This is a genomic window from Roseobacter sp. HKCCD7870, assembly GCF_037830315.1.
Lineage (GTDB): Bacteria > Pseudomonadota > Alphaproteobacteria > Rhodobacterales > Rhodobacteraceae > M30B80.
In genome coordinates, this window is record NZ_JBBLYO010000002.1 from 157,501 (window position 1) to 169,898 (window position 12,398).

The 12,398-nt window shown below is 58.8% G+C and carries 13 protein-coding genes; 6 read left to right on the plus strand and 7 right to left on the minus strand.

Annotated elements, in window-relative coordinates; all coding sequences use genetic code 11:
- Nucleotides 1–2 precede the first annotated feature (2 nt).
- The 6 genes from tolR to truA all read right to left on the minus strand — a co-directional run bounded on the left by tolR (nucleotide 3) and on the right by truA (nucleotide 5,395).
- Complete coding sequence (gene tolR, locus AAC637_RS09165) at nucleotides 3–494, minus strand: protein TolR (RefSeq protein ID WP_317655620.1); 492 nt, start codon at nucleotides 492–494, stop codon at nucleotides 3–5.
- On the minus strand, nucleotides 494–1,186 hold the full coding sequence (tolQ, locus tag AAC637_RS09170; RefSeq protein ID WP_340303296.1) for a protein TolQ: 693 nt from the start codon (nucleotides 1,184–1,186) through the stop codon (nucleotides 494–496). Before tolQ ends, tolR begins: the two co-directional genes overlap by 1 nt.
- Nucleotides 1,187–1,368: 182 nt before the next feature.
- Entirely contained in the window at nucleotides 1,369–1,758 is a 390-nt protein-coding gene (gene ybgC, locus AAC637_RS09175; protein WP_340303665.1) for a tol-pal system-associated acyl-CoA thioesterase, read from the minus strand.
- A 2-nt stretch (nucleotides 1,759–1,760) separates the two neighbouring features.
- Nucleotides 1,761–2,396: a hypothetical protein gene (locus AAC637_RS09180; RefSeq protein ID WP_340303297.1), complete on the minus strand. Its 636-nt coding sequence runs from the start codon at nucleotides 2,394–2,396 to the stop codon at nucleotides 1,761–1,763.
- Between the two features lie 42 nt (nucleotides 2,397–2,438).
- The gene (gene selD / locus AAC637_RS09185) at nucleotides 2,439–4,619 is read right to left on the minus strand and encodes a selenide, water dikinase SelD (protein ID WP_340303298.1); all 2,181 of its coding nucleotides are present in this window, start codon (nucleotides 4,617–4,619) and stop codon (nucleotides 2,439–2,441) included.
- Nucleotides 4,616–5,395 (minus strand): tRNA pseudouridine(38-40) synthase TruA, encoded by a 780-nt coding sequence (truA, locus tag AAC637_RS09190; protein ID WP_340303666.1) that lies wholly within the window; start codon nucleotides 5,393–5,395, stop codon nucleotides 4,616–4,618. Before truA ends, selD begins: the two co-directional genes overlap by 4 nt.
- A gap of 110 nt (nucleotides 5,396–5,505) precedes the next feature.
- On the opposite strand from truA, the gene AAC637_RS09195 reads away from it, so the two are divergent.
- From AAC637_RS09195 to ruvB, 6 genes are all read left to right on the plus strand, one after another.
- Nucleotides 5,506–6,927, plus strand: a complete 1,422-nt coding sequence (locus AAC637_RS09195; protein WP_340303299.1) for a YcjX family GTP-binding protein — start codon at nucleotides 5,506–5,508, stop codon at nucleotides 6,925–6,927.
- 46 nt (nucleotides 6,928–6,973) lie between these two features.
- A complete protein-coding gene (locus AAC637_RS09200; RefSeq protein ID WP_340303667.1) occupies nucleotides 6,974–8,224 on the plus strand; it encodes an MFS transporter in 1,251 nt (416 codons plus the stop codon).
- Between the two features lie 7 nt (nucleotides 8,225–8,231).
- Nucleotides 8,232–9,104, plus strand: coding sequence for a 50S ribosomal protein L11 methyltransferase (locus AAC637_RS09205; protein ID WP_340303300.1), 873 nt, complete (start codon nucleotides 8,232–8,234; stop codon nucleotides 9,102–9,104).
- Nucleotides 9,105–9,190: 86 nt separating this feature from the next.
- A complete protein-coding gene (ruvC, locus tag AAC637_RS09210; RefSeq protein ID WP_340254363.1) occupies nucleotides 9,191–9,694 on the plus strand; it encodes a crossover junction endodeoxyribonuclease RuvC in 504 nt (167 codons plus the stop codon).
- The gene (gene ruvA, locus AAC637_RS09215; RefSeq protein ID WP_340303301.1) at nucleotides 9,691–10,374 is read left to right on the plus strand and encodes a Holliday junction branch migration protein RuvA; all 684 of its coding nucleotides are present in this window, start codon (nucleotides 9,691–9,693) and stop codon (nucleotides 10,372–10,374) included. The genes ruvC and ruvA overlap by 4 nt, the downstream gene beginning before the upstream one ends.
- 1 nt (nucleotide 10,375) lies before the next feature.
- On the plus strand, nucleotides 10,376–11,410 hold the full coding sequence (gene ruvB / locus AAC637_RS09220; protein ID WP_340303302.1) for a Holliday junction branch migration DNA helicase RuvB: 1,035 nt from the start codon (nucleotides 10,376–10,378) through the stop codon (nucleotides 11,408–11,410).
- On the opposite strand, the gene AAC637_RS09225 is transcribed toward ruvB, so the two are convergent.
- The gene (locus tag AAC637_RS09225) at nucleotides 11,411–12,397 is read right to left on the minus strand and encodes a P1 family peptidase (protein ID WP_340303303.1); all 987 of its coding nucleotides are present in this window, start codon (nucleotides 12,395–12,397) and stop codon (nucleotides 11,411–11,413) included. It abuts the gene before it with no gap.
- Nucleotide 12,398 lies beyond the last annotated feature (1 nt).

A 12,398-nucleotide genomic window follows, 5' to 3' on the forward strand; every position in this document is an offset into this window, starting at 1 on the left:
ACTTACCCCTCAGGCCCGCTGCCCGCCGCGCCATCCAGCGCAGGCCCACCCGCATCGGTCACAAGGCCAATTTCGCGAAAGCCGCCCGCATTCAGCGCGCCCATGATTTGCATCACTTGCTCATAGGAAATCGCGCCATCTGCGCGTAGGAAAATGCGCGTGCTGTCGCGCTCGCCTGCAATGGCCAACAGTCGCGTGACCAGTTCATCCCGTGAAACTTCGGTGGTTTGGATCATCACCCGCCCATCGGGGGCGATGGTTACAGTGAGCGGTTCTTCTTCCTCACTCGGCAGGGCTTCTGCGGCAGTGTCTGGCAGGTTAATCGGCACACCAACAGTCATCAACGGGGCGGCCACCATAAAGATGATCAAAAGGCACAACATCACGTCCACGAAAGGCGTGACGTTGATTTCGGACATGGCGCGGCTGCTGCCCGCCCGTCTGCGGCCACGTCTGCGACCGCCACCCGATTTTTGCGCAACCGAGGCCCCCATCAGTCAAGCTGCCGTGACAGGAGGGTGGAGAACTCATCTGCAAAGCTCTCATAGCCTGCAATGATCCGATCTGAGTCGGACGACAGTTTGTTGTAGAAAATCACGGCAGGGATCGCGGCCAATAGGCCAAGACCTGTAGCCAGCAGGGCCTCGGCAATACCAGGCGCCACAACGGCAAGGGATGTGTTGCCAGAAATCGCGATTTCTTGGAAGGATCGCATGATCCCCCAAACTGTACCAAAGAGGCCAACAAATGGTGCCGTTGCGCCTGTTGTGGCAAGGAAGGTCAAGCCTGCGGTTAGGCGCTCTGCTTCGCGGGCAATTGCCACATCCATCGAGCGATCCACGCGTTGCTGCACACCAGGGATGAGCGCGCCATCGTCACGCAGCGAGTTGCGCCATTCGGCCATGCCCGCCACAAAGACACGTTCCGCGGCTGATTGCGGGCTTTCGGCGATTTGATCATAGAGCAAATCAAGCGGCTGACCCGACCAAAACGCTGCGTCAAAATCTGCTGTGTTTTGCCTTGCGCGGCGATAAATCCGAAATTTGTTGATCGTGATCGCCCAGACCCAAACTGAGGCCACGATCAGTGCGATCATCACGGCCTGCACAATAAAGGATGCGCGGAAAAACAGCGCTATGAGGGTGAAATCAGCCTCTTGCGCCATGCTAAGCGTTGTAGCGTCCATGCCCGTTCTTTCTATTTGCCTCGATGCCCGACCTTGCCTTTTGGGCAAAGCACCCCCAAATCGGCGCCGTTCTTTTTGCGGCACTAAGCATGGGATCGCGTTCACCTATATCAGGTTCAAAATCACTTGGGAATGGGCGCGCGCTCAAGCCCGCGTGATTGGCAAATCCTTGCTCTCAGGGCTTAGCAGAATTTCGACAGCATTTCGGGCGGCAGTTTCGCCACGCCGCCTTGACCATTGATGGTGGCGAGGGTGACCTTTGCGGCAAAGATCACGGTGCCTGCGCGCATGACATCTTGGCTCAATTCCAAGCGCACAGGGCTTGCGCGCAGAATTTTGGTTTCAACCACCAATTCATCATCGAATTTTGCGGGCGCGCGGTAATCAGCCTCAACGCGGCGCACGGCAAATACGATATCCTGTGTGGCCTTCAGTGCCGTTTGATCAATGCCAAGCTCGCGCACCATCTCGCTGCGGGCGCGCTCGATGAATTTTAGGTAATTGGCATAATAGACGATCCCCGCCAGATCGGTGTCCTCGTAATAAACACGGATGGGCCAGTGATGCGTCATGCTCAATTTCTGTGCTCCAAGACAGCCACCCGTGCCGCCATGCGTAGGCCATGTGTGCTTTCTTGCGCACAGACGGGCATCACAGGATCATAGCCTGCACGAATAATCGCTGCAATTTCAGGTTTCAGGCGTGCTGTGCCATCGGTTGTTGCGGCCAGAGGGGAGTGCCCTAGAAAGGCTTGATCCGACCAAAGTAAAATCGTCTGCACCGCTTGTGACAGCGCGATGGTATCGGCGGGCAGACGCGATAAATCCGCATCCATGCGCACAAAAACAAAGGCCGCTTTGATGCCACCATCGGCATCAAAGCGAAATGCGCGATATTGATTGGCATCTACCGATTTGAGCCGCGTAATGATCTCGGCTAAATTGGGCAGCAGGCGATCCATATTGGGTGTGGCAAGAACCTCGTCCCAATCACGGATGAAAAAAATCATGAAATTCGCGCCCAGTTCGGGATCTGTCTCGGCCATCTGGTGGCCAGCGAGTGCGACAACCGCCTCAAGCGCGCCCTTGACGATGGACACGGTCGCATCCTCAACCCCAAACACTACAGGGGCGATAGGCCGACCCCAACGGGCGAAGAGATAGCTGCCATCAGCGCGGGTGAAATAGGGTGTGACTGCATCTTGGGTCATAGGTCACGGGATTAGCGGCTTGGCGGCGGTGGTTCAATCCCCTCAACTGATCTCAAGCCTGCCAGTTTGATCCGTTATCTCGCCAATAACCCATCCGTTGTGACCTGTGGCTTGAAGTCCCGCTTGCACCTCTGGCAGGGCGGTTTGGGGCAGGGCTGCCAAAAGCCCGCCTGCGGTTTGAGGATCAAATAACAGATCGGCGCGCGGGCCCGATGTTGTGCCCCGTATTTGCCCCAAAAGATGCGCGCGGGTTTGCGGGTAAAGGGTCGATTGCACCCCTGCCGCCGCCAAATGAAGCGCGCCTTTATAGAGAGGAATTTGATCCAGCCAAATCTGCGCCCCCACGCCTGAGGCGCGGGCGATATTCATGATATGGCCTGCAAGGCCGAACCCCGTGACATCGGTCATGGCGCGGGCATGGGGGGCGAGAATATCCGCCACCGCCCCCTGCGGTGTCGTAAGCCCCTGATAAAGGCGCACAATGTCGCGGCCCTTTGCCAATCCTTGCATCTCTGCCGCCAGAAGAACCCCTGTGCCAATGGGTTTGGTCAGGATCAGCGCATCCCCTGCTTGCGCCCCCGTAAGTCCGATTGCGCGATCTGCAACAAGACCTGTGACTGTGAACCCGATGCTCAGTTCCGCACCCGCCGCACTATGGCCGCCGATAATATCGGCCCCTGCCGCTGACATCACTTCGGCGGCGGCTGACATGATTTCGGTCAACCAAGCACTTTGCAGCGGTTCTGATAAGGGGGGCAGGGTGATCATTGCCAAGGCCGATTGCGGGGCGGCCCCCATGGCCCAAATGTCGCCAAGTGCGTGAATGGCAGTGATGCGCGCCATCACTGCAGGGTCATTGCAAAACGCGCGCAGATGATCTGTGCTGATCACTTGGCGCGCGCTGCCTATATGCAGCACCGCCGCATCATCCCCCCGCCCAATCTCAATGTCTTTGCGGTGGGTTGGGGGTGGGGGCAGGGCGGCCTCAAGCGCGGCTTGGCCCAGTTTCGCGCCACAGCCACCGCATTGCGGTTTTGGCCCCATGGCCTCGATTATGCCAAGCGCGTGGTCTTGCGGCGGTTGCGGTCGTGCCGCCATCTCAGGCAACTGCGTCAGCTGTTGCATGAACTTGCGATCAATTTGGTCTTTCCACGTCCACAGAAATGGAAAGGATGCAGCCACCCTTCCGCGCGTGGCAATGGCCCGCTTATCGCCCAAGGAAATTAGCTTGAGACAATGGCGTTGCGGCTGATAGGCGCGCAAACTGCGCCCCATCGCAGCCGCGCGCAGATTGTGAAAAAGGGGTTTTGCCGCGCGCACCGCATAAACGCCCGCCTTACTGCGGGGGGCATGATCAAAATGCGCGCAATCCCCCGTAGCGAAAATATCAGGGTTTGTCACGCTGCGCAGATCGGCGCCCACGCGGATGAACCCATCTTTCAGGGCAAGCCCTGTCTGTGCCAGCCACGGATGCGCCCGCGCGCCTGCCGCGCCAAGGATCAAATCAAAGGGCAGTGGGGGCTCATCTCGCAGATGGATCATTTGCGCGGTGATCTCGGTAATTTCAACGCTCTCGTGCAGGGTAATATTTTGGATGCGCAAGTCTTGTCGCAGTAGCCGTGCCGCGCGCGAAGGCAATTCTTGCAACGCTTGTGCCCGCTCAAATATCGTTACCTCGGGCTTGCGCCCTGTGGCGCGCAGGCGGTGCGCCACGGCCATGGCGACCTCAACCCCCGCAATTCCGCCGCCGATAAGGGCGATGCGTGCAGGATTGGGCGCTTGGGTCAGAAAGCCCTCCCATGCGGCTGCAAACCCCTCGAGAGGTTTGACGGGCACGGCATGATCTGCAAAGCCTGCTAAGGCGGGCATATCTGTCGTGATGCCAATATCAATCGACATGATATCATAGGAAATAGACCTACCCCCCGCGAGATGCAGGCGTTTTTCCGTTCGATCAATCCTAATGGCGGGGGCAAGGATGAGGCGGGCATTGGCGAAACGGGCAAGGCGAACCAGATCAATCTCGATTTCGTCTTGTCGGTAATGCCCCGCAATCGCACCGGGCAGCATCCCTGAATAGGCCGCCGTTGGGTTGGGCGAGACAAGGGTTAAGCGCGCACCCGCAAGTGGCCGCATCCCCCACATGCGCGCGACAAGCGCGTGACTATGCCCGCCTCCCACAAGCACAATTTCGCGGGTCACGGGCCAAGCGGTGGGGGTCATGATCCTTGACCCCTGAACGGATCATCTGGATACCCCACGCCCGTCAGGATTAATCCATCTGGCGGCGCAACGGGGCCGCAGGCGGCCCGATCGCGCGCCTCTAGGCTGATGCGCACATCGTCAGGCGACCATGATCCCGCCCCAACCCGCTCAAGCGTGCCGACAATCGAGCGCACTTGATTGTGTAGGAACGAGCGCGCGCGCAGGTGAAATTGAAATTCGACCGCATCGCCGCGCGGGAAGGCCTCAATCCGTATCTCATCAAGGGTTTTGACGGGCGATTTCGCCTGACAGATAGAGGCACGGAAGGTTGTGAAATCATGCTTGCCGATCAAATGACGTGCGGCTTCTTGCATGGCGGTAAGATCAAGGGGCTGCTTGACGGCCCATGCCTGCCCCACATCAAGGGTCAAGGGCGCGCGGCGGTTGATCAGCCGATAGGTATAGCGCCGTTCAACTGCGGAAAACCGCGCGTGCCAATCCTCTGACACGGGCGCACAGGCCACAATTGCTACGGGCAAAGGTTTCAAATGATAATTCAGCGCCTCAGACAGGCGAAAGGGCTGCCACTCTTGGGCCATGTCACATTGCGCGACCTGACCCGTGGCATGAACGCCTGCATCTGTGCGCCCTGCCGCAGCGATGGAGGGCACATCCGCCTCAAGCTGTGCAAGCGCAGCCTCAATCGCACCCTGCACTGAGGGTTGATCAGCCTGACGTTGCCACCCCGCAAAGGGGCGACCATCATATTCGACTTTGAGCGCATAACGGGCCATGGCTTTGGCTAACGGAAACGCGCGCGCCATGCAATTGCCCATAACCCCCTATCCATGGCGGCTTTGCCATCCTATCTTTGCACAAGGCATTTGATGGGGGCAGGCCAAGCGTGATATCATCTTTGGGCGATATGCTGCGTGACAGCCTGGAGGGCACGGGCGAAGCATTGACGCGCGCCTTTTCAGACCCAAGCCTGCGCTTGGGGGTGACAGGGCTGTCTCGCGCAGGAAAGACGGTGTTTATCACCTCTCTCGTGGCCAATTTGATGGAGCGGGGCCGCATGGCGGCATTCTCGCCCGAGCGCGAAGGTCGGATTGAAGCAGCCTACCTGCAACCACAACCCGATGATACGGTCGCGCGATTTGATTACGAAAGCCATCTTGCCGCGATGACGGGGCCAGAGGCGCATTGGCCGATTGGCACGCGCAGAGTTTCGCAATTGCGCTTGTCCTTGCGCATCACGCCAAAAACACGGCTTGCGCGTCTGACGGGCCCACGCCGCTTGCATTTGGATATCACTGATTATCCGGGTGAATGGTTGTTGGATTTGGGACTGTTGACGCAAAGCTACGCGCAATGGTCTAAGTCCAGTTTGGCGCAGATTTCCGCCAAAGCGCATAGCTTGGCGGCGGCACGGGATTTCTTGGCGATTGCCACCGAAGCTGTGGCTGAGACGCGCCATGATGAGATGCAGGCCTCGGCCCTTGCGCAAAGTTTCACCGCCTATCTGCACGCGGCGCGCGCGGCGGGGTTCAGCCAATTGACCCCCGGCCGTTTTATCTTGACGGGCGAATTGCAGGGCAGCCCTGCGCTAACCTTTTGCCCCTTGCCGATTGAGGCCCTGAGGCGTGGCACAATCGCGCGCGAGGCCGCGCGACGCTTTGAGGCCTATAAATCGCAAATCGTGCGGCCGTTCTTTCGCGCGCATTTTGCCCGCATTGATCGTCAGGTGGTTTTGGTGGATCTGCTCAGCGCCATGCAAGGTGGGCCTGAGGTCTTAGAAGATTTGCGACAGGCGATGGCGGGTATTTTGTCGGTGTTCCGCCACGGCGCGAATGGCCCTTTGGCGGCACTCTTGGGGCAAAAAACCGATCGTATCCTTTTTGCCGCCACCAAGGCAGATTACCTGCATCAATCTCAGCATCAGGCCTATGCCAATCTTCTCGAGGCTTTGGTGCAAGAGGCCAAACAGCGCGCCGATTATCGGGGGGCGAAAACGTGGGCTATGGCGATTGCAGGCCTGCGCAGCACCGTTGAGGAAAGCCGCATTCTAGACGGGGCCGAGGTTGATCTGGTGCGGGGCCGTGTTGGGCAATCTAATCAGATGCGCGCCCTTGATGCGGGGCACTTGCCAGACCATCCCGACCATATCCTTGCCCCTGCACGCGAAGGCGCGCGGGATTGGTCGGATCATGAATTCGCGGTGACAGATTTCGCCCCGCCTATATCAAGCCTGCGCGCGGGGTTTGGCCCCCCGCATATTCGCCTTGATGCGGCGGCAGAATTTCTTTTGGCAGATCGTATGGGGTGAAAGTTTCAATTGCCAAGCCTAGCCCTTCGGGCCTATGGCAAAGTCTATGAAGCTCGTGCCCCTCTCTGAAACCTCACATTTGCCGCGCTGGCAGCGCCCACAGGTTCTTTTGTTCCTGATCGCTTTTGCGATGCCTGTGGCCTTTGCCACATGGTCGGCATTGCTCAATAATTTTGTGATTGAGGCGGCAGGGTTTGACGGGGCCGACATAGGATGGCTGCATTCGGTGCGCGAAATTCCAGGGTTTCTCGCGATTGGCGTGATTGCCTTATTGCTTGTGATCCGCGAGCAGAAATTGGCGCTTGTGTCTTTGGTTATGTTGGGTCTGGCCACGGCGCTGACCTCGCAATTCCCATCCTTGGGGGGATTGTTGATTGTCACCCTGATCTCCTCCATCGGGTTCCATTATTACGAGACAGTCAACCAATCGCTTCAATTGCAATGGATCGACAAAAAGCGCGCGCCACAGACCATTGGTTGGCTGATGTCGATGGGGTCTTTGGCCACGCTTTTGGCCTATGGGTTAATCGTGCTGACATGGCGTGCTTATGATTTGAGCTATGACTTGGTCTATGGGGTGGCGGGCGGCTTCACCGCCTTGGTTGCAATGATTGCATTTTTCGCCTTCCCCCAATTTGAGGGCCCAACCCCGCAGAACCGCAAAATGATCCTGCGCCGCCGCTATTGGCTCTATTATGCGCTGCAATTCATGTCGGGCGCGCGGCGGCAGATTTTCGTGGTGTTTGCAGGCTTCATGATGGTCGAGCGCTATGGCTTTGCCGTGCATGAGATCACAGTGCTGTTCATGGTCACATTGGTCGCCAATATGATCGCAGCACCGCTTCTGGGTCGTGCTGTTGCCTTTTTTGGGGAACGTGCGGCCTTGATGTTTGAATATGCGGGCTTGTTCGTGATATTCCTGCTTTATGCGGTCCTCTATCATTTTGATTGGGGCGTGGGTATGGCGGCGGTGCTCTATGTCGGCAACCACATCTTTTTTGCGCTGGCCCTCGCCATCAAAACCTATTTTCAGAAAATCGCAGATCCCGCTGATATTGCGCCTACGGCCGCCGTGGCCTTTACCATCAACCATATCGCAGCGGTGTTCTTGCCCGCGATCTTGGGGTATATCTGGCTGACCTCGCCGATTGCGGTGTTCCTGCTTGCGTCAGGGATGGCTGCCACATCTTTCGCCTTGTCGCTTTTGGTGCCGCGTAATCCAGAGGCGGGGAATGAAACCTTACTTGCGCGGCGCGGTTTACCCGTGGCTGCGCCCATCACCACTGTGATCAAATAGGGTGCTTATGACGACCTTTACCGCCTTTACCACATTGCCTGCTAAATCCGCCGCCGAAGCCTTGGGTGAGGCCATAGAGGCACTTGATCCCGCGCCCTATGGCGTAGGGGTTTTTGAGATCGAAGACGGCTCTGGCCGTTGGGAGGTGGGCGGTTATTTCCTTGAGGCCCCCAATGAGATCGGATTGGCGCTTTTGGCGGCATCGCATGGCGCGCGGGAATTTGTCGTCTCAGAATTGCCCGAAACCGATTGGGTCGCGCAGGTGCGCCGTGAATTGCACCCTGTGCGCGCGGGGCGGTTTTACCTTTACGGCAGCCATGATGCCGATACAGTTCCAAACGATGCCGTGCCCTTGCTGATTGAGGCCGCAATGGCCTTTGGCACAGGGCATCACGGCACCACCTCTGGATGTTTGATTGCGTTTGATCACCTGCTCACTGAGGGCCATGTTTTCAAAAATGTGGTTGATATTGGCTGTGGCACGGCGGTCTTGGCCTTGGCTGCGGCACGGGTCTTTCCGCAGACTGTTCTGGCCTCTGATATTGATGAGATCGCGGTTGATGTCGCCCGTGTAAACGCCCAAGCGAATGACCTCGCAGATCGGATCGAGGCTGTGCAAGCCGCAGGGTTTGATCATCCCACCCTTGCAGCCCGCGCGCCCTTTGATTTGATCTTTGCCAATATCCTAAAGGGGCCACTGATCGAACTGGCCCCCGATATGGCGCGTCATGCCGCACAGGGCGGTTATTTGATCTTGTCAGGCCTTTTGTTGGAGCAGGCTGAGGACGTCACTGCCGCCTATCTCGCGGCAGGGTTCGAGCGGGTTTATGCGTCCGAGCATGGGGAATGGGCGGCGCTGACACTGCGCTACATGGGGTGATTGGCACGCCCCGCTTGTTGAATGTTCTTGTTTCGTGCTATTGATGGGCTAAGCTGACGCAAAGAACCACAAAGGGCGAGCAGGCCATGCGTATCATCGGTATTGACCCAGGGCTTCGCTATCTTGGGTGGGGCGTAATCGAGGCGGATGGCCCGCGCCTACGCCACATATCAAATGGCGTTATCGAAGGGGTGGGCGATGATCTCGCCCCGCGTCTTTTGGCGCTATATGACGGATTAATCGCCGTCCTTGCCGAATTTGCACCACATTGCGCGGCGGTCGAACAGACTTTTGTCAATCGTGATGGCGCGGCTACGTTGAAATTGGGGCAGGCGCGTGGTGTTGCGATGTTGGCCCCTGCCAAGGCAGGCTTGCCTGTGGCTGAATATGCGCCAAACACAGTAAAGAAAACCGTGGTTGGGGTGGGGCACGCGCATAAAGATCAGATTGGACATATGGTGCGACTGCAATTGCCCGGATGCGCGCCAAAATCCCCTGATGCTGCTGACGCTTTGGCGATTGCGATATGTCATGCCCATCATGCGCAATCGCAGACGCGGATCATGAAAGCAGTGGGGGCAAGCCTGTGATCGGGAAATTGACAGGCCGCGTGGATTACCGCGCCAGTGACCATGTGCTTTTGGATGTCGGTGGCGTGGGCTATGTGGTTTATTGCTCAGAACGCACTCTTGCGAACCTGCCGAATGAGGGGCAGGTGGCAAGCCTTTACACCGAACTTCTGGTGCGCGAAGACCTTTTGCAGCTTTTTGGGTTTTTAACCCCGTATGATCGTGAGTGGCATCGTTTGTTGGTGTCTGTTCAGGGCGTGGGGGCCAAAGCCGCGATGGCAATCTCGGGTGCGCTTGGCACAGAGGCCTTAGCCCGTGCCATTGCGATTGGGGATTGGGGCGCGGTCAAAGCAGCCCCTGGTGTGGGCCCGAAATTGGCGCAGCGTGTGGTCAATGAACTAAAGGATAAAGGCCCCGCTTTGATGGCGATGGGTGGCAGTCTGGCCCGCGATTTGGCGCAGAATGCCCCTGCGCCCGTGGTGGAAGGCCCGCAGGAGCCTGCATCCACCCCTGCAGCACCGCCGCCGCCTGCAACCGCGCAGGCCGATGCGCAAAGTCAGGCTGAGGCAATTTCAGCCCTGACCAATTTGGGCTATGGCCCCTCTGACGCGGCAAGTGTGGTTGCGCGCGCGGCAGACGAGGCCGACACGACCCCTGCGCTGATCCGTGCGGCACTGCGCCTCTTGGCCCCGAAGGATTGATATGAGCACGCCTGATCCAACATTGCGCCCCGATCCGCACCCGCAGGATGATCTGCGCGAAGATCGCGCTTTGCGTCCTGAACTTCTGACCGAGTTTATTGGTCAGGCCGAAGCGCGGGCGAATTTGCGGGTGTTTATCGAAAGTGCCCGCAAGCGCGGTGAGGCGATGGACCATGTGCTGTTTCATGGCCCCCCCGGCTTGGGCAAGACCACCTTGGCGCAAATTATGGCGCGCGAATTGGGGGTGAATTTTCGCATGACCTCTGGCCCCGTTTTGGCAAAAGCGGGGGATTTGGCCGCGATCCTCACCAATCTTGAGCCGCGTGATGTCTTGTTTATTGACGAAATTCACCGCCTGAATCCCGCAGTCGAAGAGGTGCTTTATCCCGCGATGGAGGATTTTGCACTGGATCTGGTCATAGGTGAGGGGCCCGCCGCGCGATCTGTGCGCATCGAATTGCAGCCCTTTACCTTGATCGGGGCCACCACGCGCTTGGGGCTGTTGACCACGCCCTTGCGGGATCGGTTCGGCATCCCCACGCGTCTGGTGTATTATGACATGCCCGAGTTGGAGCAGATTGTGACCCGTGGCGCGCGCCTGATGGGCGCCCCTGCCGATGAGGAGGGGGCGCGCGAGATCGCCAAGCGCGCCCGCGGCACCCCGCGCATTGCAGGGCGCTTATTGCGCCGCGTGGTCGATTTCGCCGTGGTCGAGGGGGATGGCCGCGTAACGGCGGCGATTGCAGATCGCGCCCTGACACGGCTTGGGGTCGATAAGCTTGGGCTTGACGGGGCAGATCGGCGGTATTTGCGTCTAATTGCGGAGTCTTATGGCGGCGGCCCTGTCGGGATTGAAACGCTTGCAGCCGCCCTTTCCGAAAGCCGCGATGCGCTCGAAGAGGTGGTTGAACCCTATCTCTTGCAACAAGGCCTGATCGCGCGCAGCCCGCGGGGGCGGATGCTGACGCAATCGGCCTTTGCGCATCTAGGGCTGCCCGTTCCTACCCCGCCTGCCCAGACGGGGCTTTTTGAGTGATCAGCCAAATTTCTCGGCCCATGTGGGCAGGGGATCATGTGCTGCAGGGGTGGCCTCATAGACCGCGCGGGCAATCGCGCGGCTAAGGCACAGGGCTGCCGCATTTCCCAAATGCAGCGTATCCATGAGCGGATCGCGAAGGGCGCGCGCGCCGGTTGCAGCGGCAAAGACCAAATCCCCATCCATCGGCGTATGCGTGGGGTAAATCGCGCGCGCCATTCCATCATGCGCGGCGGTGGCCATGCGGGTGGCTTGCGCTTGGGTCAAGATGGCATCTGTCGCCACAATCGCGATGGTGGTTGCCCCGTCCCGATGACCTTTGACCAAGGGGCGTGCGGATGGATCGAACGCCCCTGTTCCAAGCCCGCCAAATTCTGCACCCATTTCAAATGGGGCTGCCCAGAATTGCGGGCCATCGCCGATAGTCACGCGGCCCAATGCGTTGACAGCGACCAGAGCGCCCACCGTGATCCCGTCAAAGGTGACCGAGGCTGAGCCAAGCCCACCCTTGAGGTCGGCGGTCAGCGCGCCAGTTCCTGTGCCCACTGTCCCAAGGTCAAAATCAGCCGATGCCGCCTCAAACGCCGCACGTCCCAAGACGGCATAGGGGTTCTGACCCCATGCTTTGTCACCGCCATTGATCAGATCAAAGAGAATTGCGGCGGGCACGATTGGCACCTGTTGATCCCCAACGGCGAAGCCGCGCCCTGCGGCCCGCAAGCCATCCATCACACCTGAGGCCGCATCAAGGCCAAAGGCAGACCCGCCCGAAAGAACCAGTGCATCCACCTCCTGCACCAATCGCTCAGGCGATAAGAGCGCCGTTTCTCGCGTGCCAGGCGCACCGCCCATGATATGCACCCCTGCCACAAACGGGCGCTCGGCTGTCAGAACAGTGACCCCTGTTTTGATCACATCATCCTGAGCGTGGCCGACATATAGGCCCGCGACATCGGTGATTAAGTTTTTCGCGCCTTTCTCAAACATC

Bases quoted from the DNA above. Each gene is read 5' to 3' on its own strand.
- tolR (WP_317655620.1), bottom strand. From the start codon at position 494: ATGGGGGCCTCGGTTGCGCAAAAATCGGGTGGCGGTCGCAGACGTGGC.
- tolQ (WP_340303296.1), bottom strand. From the start codon at position 1,186: ATGGACGCTACAACGCTTAGCATGGCGCAAGAGGCTGATTTCACCCTC.
- ybgC (WP_340303665.1), bottom strand. From the start codon at position 1,758: ATGACGCATCACTGGCCCATCCGTGTTTATTACGAGGACACCGATCTG.
- AAC637_RS09180 (WP_340303297.1), bottom strand. From the start codon at position 2,396: ATGACCCAAGATGCAGTCACACCCTATTTCACCCGCGCTGATGGCAGC.
- selD (WP_340303298.1), bottom strand. From the start codon at position 4,619: ATGACCCCCACCGCTTGGCCCGTGACCCGCGAAATTGTGCTTGTGGGA.
- truA (WP_340303666.1), bottom strand. From the start codon at position 5,395: ATGGCCCGTTATGCGCTCAAAGTCGAATATGATGGTCGCCCCTTTGCG.
- AAC637_RS09200 (WP_340303667.1), top strand. From the start codon at position 6,974: ATGAAGCTCGTGCCCCTCTCTGAAACCTCACATTTGCCGCGCTGGCAG.
- AAC637_RS09205 (WP_340303300.1), top strand. From the start codon at position 8,232: ATGACGACCTTTACCGCCTTTACCACATTGCCTGCTAAATCCGCCGCC.
- ruvC (WP_340254363.1), top strand. From the start codon at position 9,191: ATGCGTATCATCGGTATTGACCCAGGGCTTCGCTATCTTGGGTGGGGC.
- ruvB (WP_340303302.1), top strand. From the start codon at position 10,376: ATGAGCACGCCTGATCCAACATTGCGCCCCGATCCGCACCCGCAGGAT.
- AAC637_RS09225 (WP_340303303.1), bottom strand. From the start codon at position 12,397: ATGTTTGAGAAAGGCGCGAAAAACTTAATCACCGATGTCGCGGGCCTA.